Source organism: Candidatus Palauibacter polyketidifaciens (assembly GCF_947581785.1).
Classification (GTDB): Bacteria; Gemmatimonadota; Gemmatimonadetes; order Palauibacterales; family Palauibacteraceae; genus Palauibacter; species Palauibacter polyketidifaciens.
The window spans coordinates 1-20,690 of record NZ_CANPVO010000002.1 but is presented as its reverse complement, the minus strand read 5'-3'; the positions used below and the strand labels follow the sequence as shown (position 1 = coordinate 20,690).

The window sequence follows — 20,690 nt, the reverse complement described above, 5'->3', positions numbered from 1 at the left end:
CACCCTGGCCGGAGAAGAACCATGGCCCATCCGTTCGACACCGAATTCAGCGTCGCGCGCGAGCAGGTGGAGCACTTCTCGCGCGACGGTTTCGTCAAGCTGAAGGGATTCCTCAACGCCGACGTGGTCAGCACGCTGCTCGATCGCGTGGATGTCGAATTGAACCGGGGAATGGAAGTTCAATTCAACCGAGGAACCACGGACCGCGTCGCGTCCGAATCGGTGTTCAGCCGGACGCAATACGATTTTGCCGCCGACAAGGCGGACATCTTCGAGCTACTGGAACGCCCATATTTCCGGCGGGCCCTGACGGACCTGACCGGGCGTGACCTCTTTCTCACGTTCGAGTTGTCCTTCGAGATCAAGAAGAACGTAAACAAGGGATTCCCGTGGCATGTCGGCGTGCAGAGCTTCGGCTACCAATTCGCCGAGGAGTTCGCGTGCACGCTCTGGGTGCCGCTTCATCCCATCGATACGAACGGACAGCGGGGCGGCATGGCCTACATTCCCCAGCATATTCTGCCGGGCGACTTCGTCTACCCGGCGGATCTCGCGGTCGTCGAGGCGCTCAAGGCCCGGGAACGGGCCGGGAAGAGGACGGGCGTGGACGATTACTTCGGTCTCCGAGGGGGGATCCTCAACTCCCCCGCCATGAAGGAACTTCTCGACGTGCAGGCCGTGGAGGACGACTTCGAACCGGGCGACGCATTCCTGTTCAACAAGAGCGTCATCCATCGCAGCGTCCTGCTCGGCGAAGGTGAGTTGGCCCAGCGTGCGGCCTACGTGATGCGTTTCGTCGATGCGACTTCGCGCTACGACCTGAACCGGGCACAGTGCCTTGAATTCCCCTCCGAGCAGTACGGGAAGGGACCCTTCCCGTACAAGCCGGTCACGCGCCAGCATATCGAGATCGCCGAAGCCGGGGCGCAACACGGCGACGTGATTTCGCAGTGTGCCTACTTCAGCGACCGCGACCGCCGAACGATCCGGAGGCACACGGGCAGCGGAGCCTCGTAGTCGGCGGGACGCCGTCGACCTGAAAGGCTTGACGTCTCGCTACCCCTATCAGAGTTTCCCGCCGTCGGACAGTACTCCCGGTATTCTGGTCAAGGGCCCGATACCACACGCCACCCCCCGGAAAGGACACATCAATGGCCGCCGAAGGTCGCCTGCGGGAGCTCGTCGCCGAACATCTCGACCTGGACCGCGAGCCCAACTTCGACGCGACCCTCCCGGACATCGGCGTCTCGTCGATGGCTGCCATGGCCTTCAAGAAAGTCGTCGAGGAGGACTTCGGCGTCTCCGTCCCCACGGAGTGCCTTGGATCGCTGCGGAAGCTGGCAGACTACCTGAACTCCGCCGCAAAATGAACGCTCGGCACGGCGCTCGGCGCCGAGGCTGATGACTCCGATTCCGACTTGAGCCGCCCCCCCCGGCATAGGTCCGGGGGGACCGGCTCTTGGTCGGTTTGACTGCTGCACGCGCGCCATGACCACGAAGGCGATCTGGGAGGTGCCGGAACCTCGTTCCGTATGCGACGTTCGTCACGATGACGGGAGCGTCACCAAGCTGCGCAGGCACGGGAATCCGGGTGGGCCACGGCTGCTGCTGAGTCACGGCAGCGGCTTGGCGATCGACCTCTACTATCCTTTCTGGTCGCTGCTCCAGGACGATTTCGACCTCTTCCTCTACGACATCCGGAACCACGGATGGAACGCGGTGGGGTCAGCTTCCGGGCACAACGTTCCCAACCTGGTCCTGGATCAGGAACGGGTCGTTGAAGCCCTTGAGGATCAATACGGCCGGGCCCGGACGATCGGCGTATTCCATTCCCTCGCGGCCCTGACGGCGCTCCTTTCGCCGTCGCTCGGGACCGGGCGCACGGGCGAGTTATCGGCGTGGATTCTCTTCGATCCTCCGATGTTCAGACCGAAGATGGGTGACGTCGAGTACGAAGAACTGTCCGAGAAACTGGCCGCGACGATTCGGCGCCGAACGGACCGCTTCGGCGATCAGGAGGACTTCGCCGAACTCATCCGCCACCTGCTGCTGACCCGGGCGGTCCCGGGGGCGGCGGAACTGATGGCCCGGACGGTACTCCGCGAGTCTCCCGATGGCACCGGCTACGAACTTCGCTGTCCGCGCGAATACGAGGCGCAGATCCTGGCGTACACGCGCACGTTCGCGTTCCTCGTGGACATGGGCCGGCTACCATGCCCGACCAAGGTCGTCGGTTCGGATCCCACGCTGGCTTTCTCGTACATGCCGTCCTTCAACCTGAGCCACATAGAGACGGTCGAATACGATTTCCTGCCGGACACCACGCACCTGCTCCAGTTGGAACAGCCGGCGGAGTGCGTCGCCGCGCTGCGGCGCTTTCTCGAGGCCCGCAGCCTCCTATGACGGTCGGCTATGACGGTCGGCGGGCCGTGACGGCGGTCCCCACCCGCACTGTCACGATGTCCGTGTCGTGATACTGCCGATGGCGCACCGACGAAGTGAGATGACGCAGGAGACGCAGGGAAACTTCGTTTTCGAATGAGGCCTCCCCCGCTTCTCCACCCATCAGCGCGAGGCGGTCCTGGAGGTTCTCGCCCATCGGAGCGGCCACGAACTCGAGCGTTACGTCGCCCTTCTCGCGCCAGGCGGTGAGGAGGAGGCGCCGGGCGTCGAGTCCGTTCGCCGAGTCGTCGGGGAGACCGAGGGCCAGTAGAGCCTCCTCCGCCGCCGCCTCCAATCGATCCACCGCGGTACGGTCCAGGTCGACCTTCGCTCCGAAAGCCGTGATAAACTCCCTGATCGCAGGCAGCCCCGAGACGCTGAGGTGAGCCTCGATGCGGGCGCGGCGCGGCGCGGTGAGACGAAGGAACAGTGTGAGCAGGATCGCCGTGAGGCCACCGGCGTTCATCCCGTTGGCGAGCAGGCCGCCCGCGAACGACGAGACCAGGTCCGGGAACACCAGGCCGTACTGGAAGCTCGTCCCTGTCAGGAAGGCGATTCCGACCACGATGCCACTGCGGTAGTCGACGCCGCCCTGCACGACGATCCTCATGCCTATCGTGAACAGCATCGCCAGAACGACGGCCAGGTAGCCGGCGAATACGGGGTCCGGAATGGCGAGCACTGCCGCGAACGCCTTGGGGAGGAACGCGAGCGCGATGAAGGTGGCTCCGGCCACGATCCCGACGCCGCGCGCCGCGACACCCGTGAGTTCGGTAAGCGATATGCTGGCCGTGGTGGCCGTGCCGGGAACCGTACCGAAGACCCCGGCGACCAGGTTCCCCACTCCGTCCGCGGCCACGGCCCCCTGCACGGCCTGGAAATCGACCGCGCGGCTCTTGCGGCGCCACGAGACGCGCTGGATTGCAACCGCGCTGCTCAGCGTGCGCACGGCGGCGATCACGGCTACCAGAAGGAAAGAGGGGAGAAGGGTCCAGAACGCCGGCCCGAACCGGAGATCGAAGCCCGGCAGGCGGGGATCCGGCGGCGCGACCTAGGTGGCGCCCGCGACGCGTTCCAGATCGTACAGTCCATGGTAGCCCGCGAGCGCGGTACCGCCGATCACGCCGATCACCGGGGCCCACAGGCGCAGAGTTCCGGTCCCCCGCAGCGCGATGGCGGCGATCAGGAGGACGGTCGCGAAGAAGCTCAGTGGCACGCCGGCCGCGGCCGGGGCTCCGGCCGACGCCCCCTCCAGGAGTCCGGATACGTACGGCGATACGGTCACCGGGATCAGCATGATCACGGTTCCCGATACGGGGGGCGTCAGGATGCGCTGGAAGAGCGACAGCCGCCACGACAGCAACAGCGGCACGAGCGCCGAGATGACGACCAGCGTCGCGAGCAACGCAGGGCCGCTCTCCGCGAGGGCCATGATGCAGACGGGTATGAAGGCCCCGGAACCTCCCATTACCAGCACATGCCCCGCGCCGAAGCGGCGCACGCGGCAGGCCTGCAGGATCGTCGTCGCTCCGCTGACGGCGACCGAGGCAAGCACGGCCCAGGAGAGGTAGGCATCGGGCACGCTCGCCGCCCGCATCACGACCATGGGGATCAGCATCACGCCCGCGATGTTGAGCGCGGCGAGCTGGATGCCCAGGCCGATAGCCAGCTTCGCCGGAGCCGGTTCGTCGGGCTGGAAGCGCAGGCCGGGTGCGTCGCCCGCCGCGCCGACGCTCAAGCCACGGCCTCGAGCCAGTGGCGGCGGCGCTGGAAGGGATAGCCGGGCAGCGGCACGCGCGACCGAGCCTCGCCGGCAAACAGTCCCTCGAAGGAGATCTCGAGCCCCGCCTCGTACGCCCCGGCCACCGCCGCCACGAAGCCGTCCGCAGGCTGCACGGCGCTCAGGCTGGAAAGCAAGACGGGTGCGGTGCCCTCCCCCGGGCTCTGCGTGACCATCGGCATCGGCGCCAGCACGCTTTCCGGGCCGATCTCCACCACGACCGGCACCTCCATCTCCGCCAGCGTCCGGAGGCAGCGGTCAATGGCCGGCAGCTCGCGCACCGACCGCTGCCAATACGTCACGTCGCGCGCGTCGCCGGACCCAACCGCCACCCCCGTCGCGCCACTCACCAGGGTCACGGCGGGCGCGGCGAGCGAGATGTCCCGCGGAGCCTCGCGTCCTCCCCACTCCGCCCAGAGCCGCAACCCTTCCTCCAGACCCCACACGCCGGCGGCCTGCGCCGCCGCGAGTTCGCCGACGCCGCATCCGACTACGGGGGTCGGGCTTATCCCGACACTCCTCCAAAGCGCCGTGAGACCGCACTGGAGCGCGTAGATCGAGGCCCCGACCGACGTTGCCTCGCCGGCGTCGCCGACATCGTCCTTCGCTCCGTCCTTCCCGAACAGCACCTCCAGTAGCGAGGCGCCACGCTCTCCCCGCCACACTTCTTCGCAGGTGTCGAGCACCTCGCGCACGACCGGTTCCGTCTCGTACAGGGCCTGTCCCATGCCCGCCCAGCTACGGGACCCGCCGGTGTACAGGAAGGCGGTCCGGGGCGCTTCCAGCGGTTCCGGGTCAGCGGGCCCTCGTCTTCCTGCGGCCACATCCCGAAGCCCCTCCCGAAGTTGTGCGAGATCGTCGAACACCAATCCGGCGCGGTAGGCGAAGTGACTTCTCCCCCTGCCCGCGGTCCATGCCACATCGGCCAGACTCGAACCATCCGGTTTCCCAACGAAGTCCAGGTAGCGTCGAGCCAGCTCCCGCAGGGCGTCCGGGGACTTGCCCGAAAGGGGCAGGAAACGGGTCGTCCGTTCTCCGAGTCCTTCCGGGGCCGTCGTGCCGGTGACCGCGACGGTGCGAACGGGTCCTGCGGGCCAGACGGTGCCATCGTCCGCAGCCGGGTTCGCGTATCCGCCCACGACGACGTGCGCGTTCGCACCCGAAAGCCCGAAGGTGTTCACCGCGGCGAGAGGCGCTCTCCCGGAGTGGCCCGGCCACGCCGTGGCGCCGGAGGCGACGCGCACCGGGAGGCTCTTCCAGTCGAGGAGCGGACTCGGGTCCCGGAAGTGCAGGTTGCCGGGAATCACACCGCGGTTCATCGCCAACACCGTCTTGATCAGGCTCGCGATCCCGGCGGCCCACTCCAGGTGGCCGATGTTCGTCTTGACCGAACCGACGAGGAGAGGATCGTCCGCGTCGCGACCCCGGCCGTAGACGGCGGCCACGGCGTTCAGCTCAATGGGGTCGCCGAATTCGCTGCCCACTCCCTGAGCCTCGAGATAGTCGACCTCGCCGGGGTCGACGCCGGCCCGCGCGAGCGCCTCCTCCATGACCCGTTCCTGGGTCGGCCCGTTGGGGGCCATCAGTTCCGCACTCCGCCCGCTCTGGTTCACCGCGGAACCGTGGACGACGCCCCAGATGCGGTCACCGTCGTCGCGGGCGTCGGCCAGCCGCTTGAGGACGATCATGCCGCATCCCTCGCCGCGGACGAAGCCGTCTGCGGCCGCGTCGAACGCACGGCAGCGGCCGCTGGGGGACAACACCCCCAACTCTGCGAGGAAGTCGGCGATTCCGGGCGACAGGATGGCGTTGACACCGCCCGCAAGTGCCATGTCGACTTCGTCCCTCTGCAGACCCGCCACCGCCTGGTGCACCGCGGCCAGGGACGATGCACAGGCCATATCCAGCGGAATCGCCGGCCCTTCGAGGCCCAGGGCGAAGGCGACCCGTCCGACCGTCATCGCCTCGTTGGTGCCGCCGTAGTCCAGTGGCTGCCCCCGGGAGGCGAACAGGTCCCGGTATTCGCTGCCGCCGACGCCGACATATACGCCGGTGCGGCTGCCAGCCAGCCGGCCGGGATCGATGCCCGCGTCCTCGATAGCCTGCCAACTGGTCTCCAGCAGCATCCGCTGCTGAGGGTCCATCGTCCGCGCCTCAATGGGTGCGATGCGGAAGAACCGCGAGTCGAACCGGTCGATGTCCTCGACGAAAGCACCCCGTCGGTGCAGCGGGTCCTCGGCCCCCGGATCTCCGACCACGCCCTCCCATGAGCCCCGATCCGCACGGCCCTCGCTGACCGCGTCCTCGCCCTCCTCAAGCTGCCGCCAGAAGGCGTCGATATCCGGCGCACCCGGGAATCGGCAGGCCATGCCGACGATGGCGATGTCGTCGTCGTCGCGGCGGAACTGCGTGCGGACGGCCGGCGCCACAGGTTCCGTGGCCGACTCCGCCACTTCCGTGACCGGCTCCGCTACGGGCTCGGTCGCCGGCTCCGCGCCGGTCAGGGCGCCGAGCTCCTTCGACAGGTGTTCCGCGAGACCGGCGGAGTTGGGGTAGTCGAACACGACCGTGTTGGATGCCGCGTACTCCCCGGCAAACGCGCGGTTCAGCCGATTCCGCAACTCCACGGCCATCAGCGAGTCCATGCCCAGATCGAAGAAGCTCGCTGTGGCCGAGGGGGATGACGGCAGTCTCAACACGGCCTTCAGTTCCTCCTGGATGAAGGCCGACAGGAGATTCTCCTTGTCGTCAGCCGGGGCCTCCCGCAGCCGGGACATCAGGCCGTCGGAGGAAGCCGGGGCTTCACCCGTCCCGCGCCTGGCTTTCTTCGTGACGATCAGGTCTTCGAGGAAGCGAGGCCGGGATTCGAGCCCCTCTCCGCTGACCGACCAGTCAACGCTGGTGACCGTGGATTGGGTCACGTCCTGCCGGACCAGCCAGTCGAAGGCTTCGATCCCCTGCCGCGGCGTGATCCAGCCCGCGCCGGTGTACGCCAATTGTTTCTCGATCCTCTCCCGCTGCTCTTCCGCTTCCCCGATTCCCGACCACGCACCCCAGGCGATGGCCTGACCGGGGAGACCGAGGGCGCGCCGGTGGGCGGCAACCTGGTCGAGGAAGGCGTTGGCGGCGGCGTGGTTGGTCTGGCCCGGGTTTCCCACGACGCCGGTGACACTGGAAAAAAGGATGAAGAGATCGAGGTCGAGCGCCATGGTGGCCCGGTGCAGATGCCAGGCTCCCAGCACCTTGGGCCACAGGACCTCCTCGAACCGTTCCCAGTTCTGGTTCTCAATGACGCCGTCCGACAGCACGCCCACGCTGTGGACCACGCCGCCGAGCGGCGGCAGGGTCTCGTCGATCCGGGTTAGCATGTGATCGATGGCCGCGGGGTCCGTTACGTCGGCCACTTCCACCCGAACATCGACGCCACCCTCGCGCAGCTCGCGGATCGCCGCTTCCGCGTCGGGGTCGGGGGCGCGGCGCCCGTTCAGGACGATCGTCGCGGCCCCCTTCTCGGCCAGCCAGCGGGCGACCGCGCAGCCGATCCCTCCCAGCCCGCCCGTCACCAGGTACGTCCGGTCCGGGCGCAGGCCGTCCCGTGCGACAGGAGGCATCCGCACGACGTTCTTGCCGGTGTGCCGGGCGTCGCGCATGACGTCGAGGGCCGCCTGGAGCTCCGATAGGGGCCAGACGGTGTGAGGCAGCGGCCTCAGCTCGCCGGACGAGAGCCGCCCCATGACCCGCGCCAGGGAGGCGCCGGCCCGAGCGAGATCGGTCAACTTCACCCCGTCCAGATCCAGCACGGAGTAGGCGACATCCGGACGTGCCGCCAACATCTCTTCTTCGCTCCAGATCTCCCGCTTCCCGATTTCGACAAAGCGGCCTCGCGTCCCCAGGCAGGACAGGCTCGCTTCGATGAAGCCCTCGCCGGTGAGGCTGTTCAACACGACGTGAACTCCCTCGCCGCCCGTGGCATCGAGGATTTCTTCGCCGAAGTCGGTCTGCCGGCTGTCGAAGACGTGGTCGACGCCGAGGGAGCGAAGCCAGGGCTGCTTCGCCACACTCGCGGTTGCGAAGACGTCGGCGCCCGCGGCGCGCGCAAGCTGGATCGCGGCAAGGCCGACGCCTCCGGTTCCCGCGTGGACCAGTACGCGTTCGCCGGCCGTCAATCCCGCCATCTCGAAGGCGAGCTCAGCCGTCACGAAGCAGACGGGCATCGTGGCCAGCGCGGGCGCGGAGAACCCATCGGGGGCGGGAGCCAGCGCGACCGCCGACGTCACCATCTCCGGCGTGTACGAGCCGAAGCCCAATCCGACGACCGTATCCCCCGCGGAGAGGACCTCCACATCGGGCGCCGTCTCCAGCACGCGGCCGTACATCTCGCGGCCGATCTCCCGGTCGTACGGCACGGCGCCGATGCTGAGGAGCACGTCGGCGAAGTTGAGCCCCACGGCCTCCACCGAGATCCGGACCTCGCCGGGCTCCAGCGGGGATTTCGGGCGCGGCTTCGCTCCCAGCGCCGACAGACCGGCCGCCGGGTCCGTGGGCCCGACAACCCAATCCGCATCCTCCGGCAAGGCGAGCGGGGCACGGCCGGCGCCCAGGCGCACCAGCCGGGCGCCCTGGCGGGAGCCTCCCCGATAGGCGATGTGCGTCTCGGCATCGGGAAAGAGGACTTCCCGGGCAAGATTCGAAACCGTCTCCGCGGTCCCCGCCGCCCCGGGGTCGAGGTCGATCAACCTCGGTCGGAGGTGCGCCGCTTCGAGGGCCATCACCTTCCCGAACCCCCACAGAGTCGAGCCGGCAAGTTCCCCCGCGCTTCTCGCCAGAAGGTCTTCTTCCAGAACCTGCGCGCCCCGCGTCACGAACCACACGCCGTCGGTCGGCGTCGCGCCGGTGTCGATGAGGCCCTGAACGAGAGCCAGGGCGCTGGACCCGACACGCGCGACGTCCTCGGCCATTTGCTCGGTGGTAGCTGCCGCCCCGTGCCCATCCAGAGCGGCGAGGTGCACCACACCCTTCAACGGGACATCCGCGGGAAGCCCCTCCAACAGGGCTCGCCAGGACTCCCGCCGAGTCACGTCGACCGTCGCCGGATCATCTCCGGCGTCTCCGGCGAAGACCACCGTCTGGTCCCGGGAGGCGAGCGCCCTGGCCAGCCCGGCGGCCATCTCGGCGGCTCGACCGGTTTCGTCGGCCGCCAGGACCCACACGCCCGGGGAGAGCGCCACGTTCCGCGGTCCCCGAGCGATGATCACGTTCGAGCCCAGGGGTTCGTCCGTATCGGGGTTCGCAAGCCCGGGGAACTCGATGTCGAGGAACCCTGCATCGCCCAGGGCTCGGCGCCATACGGCCGGAGTCGCGAGCGCATGGTCGGGACGGTAGTCGTCCTCGAAACGCCACCATCCATCCAGAAGTCCGAACGTCAGGTCCTGCCATGCCCGGCGGCGCAGTCCTTCCAGCGCCAGCAACAGACCCGAGGGGGCCAGGAGGTCGCGACAGTGCGCGAGCGTCTCGCCGAGGTCCCGGGTCGCGTGCAGCACGTTCGCGGCGATCACGAGATCGTAGGCATGGGCCTCGAACCCCTGGGCTTCGGGTGAGGCCTCGATGTCCAGCGCCCTGTACTCGATCGGAGCGCCGGTAGCGGCGAAACGCGCTTCGGCCTGCGCGAAGAACCCCGCCGAGATGTCCGTGAACGTGTAGTCGAACCGGCCGGAGGGGAGGAGCGGGAGAATCGACTCCGTCGCCGAACCCGTCCCCGCACCGACTTCCAGGATCCGCAGACGCCGATTCTCGGGAAGACCCGACACAGCCGCGGCCACCGCATCCCCGAGCATTCGGTTCGCCGCACGCGACGCGGGGGCCGTCAGGTACAGGCTCGCGGCGCTCGGCCCGTCGTCGCCGAACAGCAAGCCGAGCGGGTCTCTGCGACCCCGCAACACCTCGGCGAGAGCCGAACCGCAGCGGCGAAGGAGACCGAGTTCGTTGATCCCGTGCGGATGTCCGTCAATGAACCGCTCGGCCAGCGGTCCGGGATCGAGGAGAAAGCCGTCGGATCCGTGCGGGCCGTCCGGGCTCGGGTCGCCCGCCGCCAGGTCGAGGAGCCGGACAAACAGGCGCCGGTGATCGTCCGTCACCCCCAGTTGGCGGCGAAGGTCGTCCGGCCGGACCGCTTCGCCGGCTTCGCGCTCCCACCCCAGGCTGTCGAGCGCCGCACGGGCGTATGCCCTCGACAACGTCTCCTGATCTTTCAGTAGAGCGGCTCTGTCCGGGCCTTCAACGCCTTCCTGCGCCAGGTATTCGACGAACGTCGGGGACCGGCTCGCGACGACCTCGGGATCCGTCAGGTAATCCGCGGCGCGCATCCCCCCACTCAGGGGCTTCTTCCGCCATGCCACCTCGTACAGCAGGTCCTTGACCCCGTCCTCGGCGGAAAGGAGCGCGGATCGGGTCGCCCGCTTGGCGGTGTAGCCCTTCAGCACGGCGACGGCCGTGCCGTCCGCGGCATAGAGCCGAACGTCGCCCGTCACGACTTGCGGTGGTGTGTCCGCCCCGTCCTCCGACCCGGGAGTCCTCAGGACGGCGTGGCACACGACCCGATCCGGCAGTGGGCCCGCCACCCACAGAGATTCCCATCCGAAAGGCAGGTAGACCGCGCCCTGCTCGACTTTCATCAGATGGCGGGCGATGGCCGAGATCTGGAAACAGCCGTCGAGGAGAAGGGGATGCATCTCCATGCCGCTCGCATCCACCGAATCGCCGAGGGCCAGTTCCCCCAGGGCTTCGCCTTTGCCGGCCCAGACGGCCTGGAGCGTGTGATACGATGGGCCGAGATGAATGTCGCCGCTCCATCGCAATCGGTAGAACTCCGCCGGATCACGGCGCGGCAGTCGGGCTCTCAGCTCATCCAGATCGACGTGCGGAGCCTCTTCGGGGCCGGGGGCCGGGCCGGACGTACCCCATGAAAGCCTGCCACCGGCGTGAAGGGTCCACGTCTCTTCGGTTTCCCCCTTGCTGAACACCTCGAAACGACGCTCCGGGGTTTCCGCCGCAGCATCCGCCGCGGCATCCACCGTGGCATCTTCGGGTCCGCTCAGAACAAACTGCAGCTTGCGGCCCGCGCCATGCGCCCCGTCCTCCGGGTCCTCGCCATCCTCGCTTTCGAAGATCAAGGGACTGTGCAGCTGCATGTCGGACACGGTCGCCGAGCCGCCGCGGCCGGCCAGAGACGCGGACACCGCCATGGCGCCGTGGAGTGCCCCGGGAGCGACGATGCGGTCGTACACGAGGTGGTCCTGCAGCCAGGCGGGATCCGAAGCGAACATCTCCGTCTCGAACGTGATCTCGCCGCGGGGCGATTCATGCCGCATGCCGAGCAGGGGATGGCCGGCGGCCGTTCGCCGGCGCCTCGATCTCGGGATCCAGTGGTGACTGTGCTGGAACGGATATCCGGGGAGCGAGATCCGGCGCCGGGTCTCCCCGGCGAACAGGCCGGGGAACCCGATCTCCATTCCGGCCTCGTAGGCCCCCGCCACGGCCTCCACGAAGCCCCCGCTTGGATCCGCCACCGGCTCCGCGGGATCCCGCGGCGGCCGCCGGAGGCTCGCGAGAATGACGGGCGGGCCGGAAGGCGCCGTCTCGGGCCACGTCATGGCGACCACCGGGCCAAGGATGGCGTGGGGGCCGATCTCCACGACGGCATCGACACCGAGTTCCGCCAGCGTCTCCACCGAACGGCGGAAGGCCACCGGCTCCCGCGCCTGCCGTCGCCAGTAGGCGGCATCCATCCGTTCGTCCGGCTCCAGCAACCGTCCCGTCAGGTTGCTCACGACAGGCACGGATGGAGATGGCGGAGCGGGCATGATATCGCGGACGGCGGCTTCGAGATCGTCCAGCGCGGGCTCGATGAGGGCGCTGTGATAGGCGGGGCTCCGTCGCAGGCGCACCACCTTCACTCCTTCGGCCTCGAAGCGTGCCAGAACCGCCTCGAGATCCTTCGCGGGCCCGCTGACGACCTGCTGCAGCCCGTTGTCGACGGCGACGCTCAGGTCGACATCGTCCGAGGCAGCATTCTGTTCCACCACCGCGGAGGCGATGCGAGCGGCCGGGGCGAAGATCGCGGCCATGGCGCCATCGCTGCGCGTGGCGCCCATCAGCGCACCGCGGGCCGCGGCGAAGCGCAAGCCGTCCTCGAGGCCGAACACGCCCGCCGCCTGCGCCGCCGCCATCTCTCCGAGGCTGTGGCCCACGACCACGCTCGGCTCCACGCCGACACTCTCCCAGAGCGCCGTCAGGGCGCATTCGAGGGCATAGATCGCCGGCTGGGTCCACGCCGCCTCATCCAGCAGGCCGTCCGTCCCGTCCGCCCCCTCGCTCCCGAACATGACGTCCAACAGCGAGACGCCGCGCTCCTCCAGAAGGAGTCCGTCGCAGCGGTCGAGGACGGAGCGGAAAACAGGCTCCCTCTCATATAGCGCCCTGCCCATGCCGACCCATTGACTGGCCTGTCCCGTGAAGACGAAAGCCACGTTGGTCGCACGGACCGGCGCCACGCCGGCTTCCGGACCCTGACCTTCGGCGAGGCGTGCAAGTTTCCGGCGCAGTTCGGCGACATCGCTGAACAGTACGCCGGCGCGGTGGGCGAAGTGGCTTCGGCCCGATGCGGCGGTCCAGACCATGTCGGCGATCGTGTCGGCCCCGGACCGCTCTCCCTCACGTTCGTCACGCCAGTGCTCGGCAAGCCAGGACAGATGCCGCGACGCGACGTCGCCAAGCGCCGCCGGCGATTTGCCCGACAAGGGCAGGAACCGGGTCGTGCGGGCGTCACTCGGGTCCGCGGCCTCGGGCGTGGAGGCGGACACCGGCACGGGAATCGCGGGACCGACGGGGGGGCGCAGCGTGGCGGGACCGGAACCCGCGTCCGTTGCCGTTTCCGTTACGGCTTCTCCGTATCCCTCGAGTACGACGTGGGCGTTCGTCCCGGACCAGCCGAAGGAATTGACGCCGGCCAGCGGCCGCCTGTCCGGATGGAGCGGCCAGTCCGTCATGACGTCGGTTACGCGCACGGGCAGGCGATCCCAATCCACGCTCGGTGTCGGATCGTTGAAGTTGAGATGCCGGGGGATCACCCCGTGCCTCATCGCCAACACGGCCTTGATCACGCCGGCGACGCCGGCGGCGGGCCCCAGGTGTCCGATGTTGGTCTTGACGGACCCGACCAGGAACGGGTTCGCCGACGTGCGCCCGCGCCCGTAGACGGCCGCCGCGGCACCGAGTTCGATCGGATCTCCGACCACCGTCCCCGTGCCGTGGGCCTCCAGGTAGTCCACATCGGACGGCGAGACGCTTCCTCGGGCAAGCGCCTCTGCCATGGCCTTCTCCTGCGAAGGGCCGCTGGGCACGGTCAGCCCCTGGCTCGCGCCGTCCTGATTGACCGATGAGCCGCGGATGACGGCCCAGATCCGGTCGCCCGCCGCTTCCGCTGCGTCCAGGCGCTTCAGAACCAGCAAACCGCAGCCTTCACCGCACACAAAGCCGTCGGCCGCCGCATCGAATGCCTTGCACTGTCCCTCGGGCGACAACATGCCGGCGTTGGCCCGCAACTCGAGCGGACGTCCGGCAAGGTAGATGTGGACGCCCCCGGACAGGGCCAGATCCGTCTCGCCGCGCTGCAGGGCCCCGACCGCCTGGTGGAGGGCCACCAGCGACGATGAGCAGGCGGTGTCGATCGCCATGCAGGGCCCCTCGAGGCCCAGTGCAAAGGAGACGCGGCCGATGGCCGTGTTGAGGGCCGTCCCGGTCACCGCGTAGAAGCCGACCGCGGTATCGGCGGTCTCCGGCGCATCGATGACCATGTCCCGGTAGTCGTTGTTGCTGATGCCGACGTAGACTCCGGTGCGGCTGCCCTTCAGGCTCTCGGGGTCTATCCCCGCATCTTCGAGCGCGTGCCAGCTCACCTCCAGCATCATGCGCTGCTGCGGATCGAGCATCTGGGCTTCGATGGGAGAGATGCGGAAGAAGTCCGCATCGAACTGGTCAAGGTCTTCGATGAACGCCCCGAAACGGAGGGCCCGGTTCTCGCCGCCGGAGTCCGGGAAGAGCCGGCCCGCGCGTCCGATGACGGAGCCGGGAGGGCCTTCGACGACCGCGTTCTCGCCCGCGATCAGTTGTCGCCAGAAATCGGACAGGGTCCTGCTGCCGGGGAACCGGCACGCCATGCCCACGATCGCGATGGGTTCACCGGGTTCGCGTGTCCGCCCGTTCCCGTGAGTCGTCACCCGCAGTCCCCCCTGCCGTTCGGTTTCAGCCCGCCGAGGGTCGACTCCCCGGGCGCGGTCGCGTGTGCTCCCGCATGTGAAATATCATCAAGTTGGGCTGAGAAAAAATACGGCACCGCGGCCGCGGTGCGGGAGGTGGTGCTTTAGGTCGCGGCCGCTCCGCGGTACGCGGACTTCGACGCGACGCCGCCGGTCGAGCGCCCTGGGCGGCGCTTCGGACGGTATCCGGGGAGACAGATGTGCCGTAGTATTGCCTTCGAGGTTCGTATCGCTCACCTGGAGCGTCTATATTCATGGTGCGCGGAAGTGACATTTTTCACCCATGCAACCCCGAGGACTCCGACCATGACAGCAACCGAAGCCCGCATTCAGGAACTCGCTCGCCAGCACCTCGACCTCGGAAGAGACCTGGATCTCGACACCGGTCTGCTTTCCTCCGACATCTCGTCCCTTGACGCCGTAGCCTTCGTGAAGAAGGTCGGGGTGGCGTTCGGTGTCGAGATTCCCCCCGAGGAGGTTGCCAACTGGAAGAACATGCGGGACCTGGCCGCGTTTCTCGATTCCGGATCCGGTTGAGCCTCGCTGGCGGCGGTGCCCGCTCCGACCCTCCGGTCGGCTCAGCGGGCATCGTCCCGAGCCTTTCCGACAGCGGTCGGCGTCGGCCCAGGGCATAGGCGGAATCGGTAGCCGTTGACTGTCTGGGAACTACCTGAGCCCCTTGCGGTGGAACAGGTGCGGCTCGACGAGAACACGGTCACCGTCGTGCGGCGGCATGGCCGGCCGGATTCCCCGGTTCGCCTGGTTCTGAGTCATGGCAACGGCCTCGCCATCGACGCTTACTATCCGTTCTGGTCTCTCCTGGCAGACGAGTTCGATCTGGTTGTCTACGACATCAGAAACCACGGCTGGAATGCCGTCGGTGAGCGGAAGCATCACAACATACCGACGATGCTCCACGACCATGACGTCCTCGCCAGGGCCATCGCCGAGCGTCTCGGAGACAAGCCGACCGTAGGCGTCTTTCATTCGCTTTCGACGCTTACGGCCATTCTCTCCCTCTCCGGTCCCTACTCGGGTCTGGTGCTGTTCGATCCGCCCCTCTGCAAGCCTGCGGCAAGTGAAGCGGAGTTCGACGAGGCCCTGGACCGCCAGACGGCGCTGACGCGGCGACGGTCGCCCCGTTTCCGGTCCGAGGAGGAGTTCTCGGACCTTCTTCGGTATTCTCCGCTGTATGCCCGGGTCGTGCCCGGGGTGCGGGAACTCGTGGCAAGGACGACCCTTACGAAGGCGGCGGATGGAGAAGGCCTTGGACTCCGCTGTCCACGGGAGTTCGAAGCGCAGGTCTCGGAATACATGAGGAGCTTCGCCCCGCTGCTGGACCTGGACATGCTTTATTGTCCCACGAAAGTGATCGGGGCCGACCCGACTCTCCCGCACGCGTACCTGCCCAGCTTTGATCTGAAGCACATCGAGAGCGTGGATTACGACTTCATCGTGGACTCTACCCACCTTCTGCAGCTGGAGAAGCCGGCGGAATGCGTCGCGATGCTCCGCGTTTTCCTTCGTCAGAGCGGGCTGCTGGGAGGCTCCACCCAGTGGCGCACGGGCTCGAAGGGATAGCCGGGCAGCGAGATCCTGCACCGCTCCTCGCCCGCGAAGAGGCCCGCGAAGGAGATCGGCAGCCCGGCCTCGTAGGCGGCGGCCGCGGCCTCGAGGAAACTGTCGCACGTGTCGGTCGCGGTGGCGCCGCCGGCCGGCGACCCCAGACTCGCCACTACGAGCGGAGTGCTGCGGTTTCCTTCGTTGCCGGCGGTTTCGGCGTCGGAGGCCGGCCAGGCTTCGGCGATCGCTGGGGCCACGGACGGTCGGGGACCGACTTCCAGCACTACCTCGACGCCTCTGTCCGCCAGAGTCGGCGCGCAGGCTTCCGGTTCGGCAGACTGCCCATCGCGCTGGAGCCAGAAGGAGGTGGCAAGCGCTTCGTTGGCCCCCAACGGGCGGCCGTCGGCGCCGCGGATTACCGCGAGAGATGGGCGTTCCAGGACCACTTCTCCAGCGAACCGCACTGCGCCCGCGGCCGGTGATTTCGCCGTCGCCGACTCGCCTGCGGCCGCCGCCAGACGGAGGCCGTCTTCCAGGCTGAAGATCCGGGCGGCCCGGGCCGCTGCGAATTCGCCGGCGTCGAACCCGGCGACGACATTCGGCCGGATCCCGATGCTCGACCAGAGAGCGGTCAGTCCGCATTCGAACGCATAGACGGCCGGATAGGCCCAGGCCGGGTCGTCCAGATCGCCCGCCGTTCGCCCGAACATGATCTCGACGAGCGATTCGCCGCGCTGCTCCCGGAGCACTTCGTCACAACGATCCAGAACTGCTCGAACCACCGGCTCGGTCCGGTAGAGCGCCGCTCCCGTGCCGGTCCACCGACCGTCGGACCCGGGGTAGACGAAGGCGACATTCGTCGCTCCCGGCGACTCAGCCCTGGCGCTCGCCCTGGAGAGCGCCCGGAGGCCGCCGACCAGCGATTCCCGGTTCCGGAACAGCACCGCGGCGCGGTAGGGGAAGTGACTCCGGCCGGTGCCGGCGGTCCATGCCATGTCGGACAGGAGCGGACCCGCCGCGCGGTCGTCGGACTCGAGGTCGGCGTTGTGTCCGTCGACCCAGCCGAGAAAGCGTCCGGCGAGCGACCGCAGGGCGCTCCCGGACTTCGCGGAGAGCGGCAGGATACGCGTCTGGCGTGAGTCGCGCCGTTCGCCAGCCGCTCGCGGATCGGCGACGGGCTCCGGAGCGACGACGGGCTCGGGAGCGACGACAGCCACAGATGTCGGCGCTCCCCAGGGGCCGAGTTCTTCACGGGGCGCAGGGTCGCCGCCCGGCGCGGCGTAACCCTCGACGACGACGTGCGCGTTCGTCCCGGAGAATCCGAAGGCGCTGATTCCGGCTCGTGCGGGACAGCCGTTGGCCGGCGGCCAATGGGTGCGTTCGGAGGTGATCCGCACGGGCAGCCGGTCCCAGTCCACATTTGGGTTCGGCGTCTCGAAGTGCAGGTGCTTCGGAATCACTCCATGGCGCATGGCAAGGACGACCTTGATCAGTCCCGCGATGCCCGCCGCCGATTCAAGGTGACCCATGTTCGTCTTGGCCGTCCCGATCAGCAGCGGGCGATCCGCGTCCCGCTCGCGGCCGTAGACGGCGGCTGCGGCCTGCACCTCGATGGCGTCGCCGATATCCGACCCCCCGCCATGGGCCTCCAGGTAGTCGATACCGGCCGGGGCGACGCCGGCGCGAGACAGCGCCTCCTCGATGACCTGTTCCTGGGCGAGGCCGCTCGGCATCGTCAGTCCCGCGGCGGTGCCGCTGTGGTTCACGGCCGAACCCCTGATGACCGCCCAGATTCGGTCGCCGGCGGCCTCGGCTTCGCTCAGCCTCTTGAGAAGGACGACGCCACATCCCTCGCCGCGAACGTAGCCCTGCGCCGAAGCGTCGAACGGGGCGCAGCGTCCACTCGATGCCAAGAGGCCGTGCTCGAGCAGGAGTTTGCTGAAGTTGGGGGAGAGGATCGCGTTCACGCCGCCCGCCAGCGCCAGATCGACCTCGCCACGCTCCAGCGCCGTGGACGCAGCGTGGACCGCTGCGAGCGACGCCGCGCACTGCAGCACGAAGGGCATGGCGGGGCCCATGAGTCCGAGCGTGTGGGCGACGCGTCCCACGGTGGTGCTGGACATCGTCCCGACGGACCCGCCGTCCGAACCACTCGCGACCATTAGGTCCCGGTACTCGCTCGCGTTCAAACCGGCGAACACGCCGGTGCGGCTGCCCCTCAGCCCCCCGGGATCGACCCCTGCATCCTCGAGCGCCTGCCAGCTTGTTTCCAGCAGCATCCTCTGCTGGGGGTCCATCGTTTCCGCCGCGATCGGCGTGATACCGAAAAACCTGGCGTCGAACCGTTCGAGACCCGCGACAAAGCCACCCCAGCGATAAGCCGGATGCTCGGCAGCGGGATCGCCGACGCGGTCGAGCCAGTAATCGACGTCGGTGCGTCCCTCCGTGACCAGATCGGCGCCCGCCAGGAGCTGATCCCAGTAGGTCGAAACGTCGGGCGCGCCGGGGAATCGGCAGGCCATGCCGACGATCGCGATGCCCTCCTTCTCCCCTTCGGTCTCCCTGTCGGCCTCCCTGTGGGTCGTGGGACGAGATCGCGCAACGGATTGCTCCGGAACGCGAGACGGCGCGCCGGTGAACGCCTCGATCTCGCCGACGAGGTGGCCGGCGAGATCCGCGGTGCTGGGGTAGTCGAATACGATCGTGTTGGACGTCGTGTACTCGCCGGCAAAGGCGCGGTTCAGCCGGTTCCGCAACTCGACCGCCATCAGCGAGTCCATGCCCAGATCGAAGAAGCCGACCGCCGCCGACGGCGGCGACGGGAGGTGGAGCACGGCCTGCAACTCCTGCTGGATGAACGCCTCCAGCAGATGCCGTTTCTCCTCCGACGGCGCCTCCCGCAGCTGTACCATCAAACCGCCGGAGGCGGCGGGCTCGTCGGTCTGCCGTCGCCGGACCTTCCTCGTAGCCCGTAGCTCGTCGAAGAACGGAGGCGGTGTCCCGAACTCCTCGGCGACGATGGACCAGTCGGTCGCGGTGACCATGGGCGCGGTGACGTCCTGTCGGACCAGCCGATCGAGTGCCTCGATGCCCTGTTCGGGAGTGATCCACTCTGCGGCGGTGTGGTCGAAACGTCTCCTGATTCGCTCCCTCTGCTCTTCCGCCTCCCCGATGCCCGACCAGGCCCCCCAGGCGATGGCCTGACCGGGGAGGCCCAGGCCGCGCCGGTGGGCGGCGAGCTGGTCGAGGAAGGCGTTTGCGGCGGAGTGATTCGACTGCCCGGGGTTTCCGACCACGCCGATCCCGCTGGAGAACAGGACGAACAGGTCGAGATCCCTGGTCCTGGTCGCCCGGTGGAGGTGCCAGGCTCCGAGGACCTTCGGCCACAGCACGTGCTCGAAGCGGTCCCACGTCTGGTTCTCGATGACACCGTCCGAGAGGACGCCCACGCTGTGGATGACGCCTCCGAGCGGCCTCGGACCCCGGTCGATCCGGGCGAGCATGGCGTCGACCGCAGCGAAGTCCGTGACGTCGGCGATCTCCGCCCGTACGTCGGCGCCGGCATCCCGCAGCTCGCGGATGACCGCTTCGGCCTCCGGATCGGGATCCCGGCGGCCGTTGAGAACGACGGCGCCGGCTCCCTGCTCGACCAGCCAACGGGCGACCGCACAGCCGATCCCGCCCAGACCGCCGGTGACGAGATAGGCTCGGTCCGGCCGCAGACCGCCCCTCGCGAGCGAGGGCATCCTGAGGACGTTCTTGCCGGTGTGCCGGGCGCCCCGCATGGCATCCAGCGCCGATTCGATCTCGGAGAGCGGCCAGACCGTGTGCGGCAGAGGGGACAGCTCACCGGCCGCCAGGCGGTCCATGATTCGAGAGAGCGAAGCGCCCGCGCGCGCCGGATCGGTCCGTTTCAGCTCATCCACGTCGACGACGGTGTACGCGACGTCGGGACGCGACGCCGACATCTCCTGTTCGCTCCAGATGCCGCGCTTCCCGATCTCGACGAAGCGGCCGCCGGAGCCCAGACAGGACAGGCTCGCTTCGATGAAGCCCTCGCTGGTGAGGCTGTTCAATACGACGTGGACGCCCTCTCCGTCCGTCGCCCGCAGGACCTCGTCGCCGAACGCAGTCTGCCGGCTGTCGGACACATGGGCCACGCCGAGGGAGCGTAGGAAGGACTGCTTGGCGGCGCTGGCGGTCGCGAAGACCTCGGCGCCGGCGGCCTGAGCCAGTTGAATCGCGGCCAGGCCGACGCCGCCGGCCCCGGCGTGGATCAGCACGCGTTCCCCGGACCGGAGTCCCGCCGTCCGGAACGCGAGATCGGCGGTGACGAAGCAGATGGGCACCGTCGCGAGGGCGACCGCGGAGAGACCTGCCGGAGCGGGCGCCACCAGCGCCGCCCTGGTGATCATCTCCGGAGTGAACGAACCGAATCCCATCCCGGCCACCGGGTCGCCGGCCGCGAGGCCCTCGACATCCTCGGCCGTCTCCAGGACACGGCCCACGAATTCGCGCCCGATCTCGCCTCCGGTGGCAACCGCGCCGATGCTCATCAGCGCGTCGACGAAGTTGAGGCCCATCGCCTCGAC

At 68.5% G+C, this 20,690-nt stretch carries 9 protein-coding genes; 5 read left to right on the top strand and 4 right to left on the bottom strand.

All coding sequences use genetic code 11. From position 1 onward, the window contains the following. Positions 1-21: 21 nt before the first annotated feature. The 3 genes from RN729_RS00330 (at position 22) to RN729_RS00320 (ending at position 2,403) form a co-directional block, all read left to right on the top strand. Positions 22-1,017: a phytanoyl-CoA dioxygenase family protein gene (locus RN729_RS00330; protein ID WP_310781489.1), complete on the top strand. Its 996-nt coding sequence runs from the start codon at positions 22-24 to the stop codon at positions 1,015-1,017. A gap of 134 nt (positions 1,018-1,151) precedes the next feature. Next, a complete protein-coding gene (locus RN729_RS00325) occupies positions 1,152-1,370 on the top strand; it encodes an acyl carrier protein (protein WP_310781488.1) in 219 nt (72 codons plus the stop codon). Positions 1,371-1,488: 118 nt separating this feature from the next. Then, positions 1,489-2,403, top strand: a complete 915-nt coding sequence (locus RN729_RS00320; RefSeq protein ID WP_310781487.1) for an alpha/beta hydrolase — start codon at positions 1,489-1,491, stop codon at positions 2,401-2,403. Between the two features lie 7 nt (positions 2,404-2,410). On the opposite strand, the gene RN729_RS00315 is transcribed toward RN729_RS00320, so the two are convergent. From RN729_RS00315 to RN729_RS00305, 3 genes are read right to left on the bottom strand one after another with little or no spacing between them, the layout of a single operon-like run. Then, complete coding sequence (locus RN729_RS00315) at positions 2,411-3,472, bottom strand: solute carrier family 23 protein (RefSeq protein ID WP_310781506.1); 1,062 nt, start codon at positions 3,470-3,472, stop codon at positions 2,411-2,413. A 21-nt stretch (positions 3,473-3,493) separates the two neighbouring features. Then, complete coding sequence (locus RN729_RS00310; RefSeq protein WP_310781486.1) at positions 3,494-4,180, bottom strand: hypothetical protein; 687 nt, start codon at positions 4,178-4,180, stop codon at positions 3,494-3,496. Next, entirely contained in the window at positions 4,177-14,496 is a 10,320-nt protein-coding gene (locus RN729_RS00305) for an SDR family NAD(P)-dependent oxidoreductase (RefSeq protein ID WP_310781485.1), read from the bottom strand. The genes RN729_RS00310 and RN729_RS00305 overlap by 4 nt, the downstream gene beginning before the upstream one ends. Before the next feature lie 345 nt (positions 14,497-14,841). Here RN729_RS00305 and RN729_RS00300 point away from each other — a divergent pair, with 345 nt between their 5' ends. Next, positions 14,842-15,072 carry an acyl carrier protein gene (locus tag RN729_RS00300; protein ID WP_310781484.1) on the top strand — a complete coding sequence of 77 codons (231 nt, stop codon included), beginning with the start codon at positions 14,842-14,844 and terminating at the stop codon, positions 15,070-15,072. A gap of 147 nt (positions 15,073-15,219) precedes the next feature. Continuing rightward, on the top strand, positions 15,220-16,116 hold the full coding sequence (locus RN729_RS00295) for an alpha/beta hydrolase (RefSeq protein WP_310781483.1): 897 nt from the start codon (positions 15,220-15,222) through the stop codon (positions 16,114-16,116). Here the strand turns inward: RN729_RS00295 and RN729_RS00290 are convergent. Beyond that, the coding region (locus RN729_RS00290; protein WP_310781482.1) for an SDR family NAD(P)-dependent oxidoreductase at positions 16,062-20,690 on the bottom strand (4,629 nt) is incomplete at its 5' end. The two genes, RN729_RS00295 and RN729_RS00290, sit on opposite strands and share 55 nt — an antisense overlap.

Bases quoted from the DNA above. Each gene is read 5' to 3' on its own strand.
- RN729_RS00330 (WP_310781489.1), top strand. From the start codon at position 22: ATGGCCCATCCGTTCGACACCGAATTCAGCGTCGCGCGCGAGCAGGTG.
- RN729_RS00325 (WP_310781488.1), top strand. From the start codon at position 1,152: ATGGCCGCCGAAGGTCGCCTGCGGGAGCTCGTCGCCGAACATCTCGAC.
- RN729_RS00320 (WP_310781487.1), top strand. From the start codon at position 1,489: ATGACCACGAAGGCGATCTGGGAGGTGCCGGAACCTCGTTCCGTATGC.
- RN729_RS00300 (WP_310781484.1), top strand. From the start codon at position 14,842: ATGACAGCAACCGAAGCCCGCATTCAGGAACTCGCTCGCCAGCACCTC.